This window comes from Mesorhizobium sp. M7D.F.Ca.US.004.03.1.1, assembly GCF_003998635.1.
GTDB classification, from domain to species: domain Bacteria; phylum Pseudomonadota; class Alphaproteobacteria; order Rhizobiales; family Rhizobiaceae; genus Mesorhizobium; species Mesorhizobium loti.
Map to the genome: position 1 here is coordinate 1 of NZ_RZQG01001645.1, position 626 is coordinate 626.

Genomic DNA, 626 nt, shown 5'->3' on the forward strand with positions numbered 1-626 from the left:
GTGCTGTCGCTGCTCGGCGGCATCATCGGCATCCTGATCGGCCTGGCGCTGGCCGGCCTCGCCTCGGTGACGCTGACCATCCCGTTTGCGCCAAGCCCGGCGGTCATCCTGCTCGCCGTCGGCTTTTCGGCGCTGATCGGCATGGTGTTCGGCTTCTTCCCGGCGCTGCGGGGCGCCAGGCTCGATCCGATCGACGCGCTGCGGCACGAATAGGGCAACCCAGCCGGAAACGCGGCCAGCACTCCACCGGTTTTGCACAGTCTTCGACGTTTCCACCTGTCTCGCCACTGTCGGCGCACCGTTGGCGATGCTAGGGCAGTTCACCTTGGGTGGAGGAATAGCCGATGAGCAAGAAGGCGCGACTGATCCTGGCGATGGTCATCATCGAGGCCTTCCTTGCAGGCATCTGGTGGTATCTCGCCCGCTACGGCCTCGCCAATCCCGATCGCGTCACATCGGATTTTCAGGCAGTCGTCGGCCAGACGATGGGAATGGCGATGGGCGGCTTGCTGGGCATCGGCTTTATCCTGTTCCTCGTCGCCGCTCGCAATGATCGCAAGGCAGCACAGGACAACACGCGCAGTTAATCGACGCCCGAAAAATGCCACTCGATCAGCGGCTTCATG

The 626-nt window shown here is 63.4% G+C and carries 1 protein-coding gene and 1 pseudogene; both read left to right on the forward strand.

All coding sequences use genetic code 11. The annotated features are described in order from the left end of the window. Nucleotides 1–213, forward strand: a pseudogene (locus EN935_RS39255) (ABC transporter permease); the annotation flags it as partial. Nucleotides 214–344: 131 nt separating this feature from the next. Further along, nucleotides 345–587 (forward strand): hypothetical protein, encoded by a 243-nt coding sequence (locus tag EN935_RS39260; protein WP_126069475.1) that lies wholly within the window; start codon nt 345–347, stop codon nt 585–587. Nucleotides 588–626: the final 39 nt, after the last annotated feature.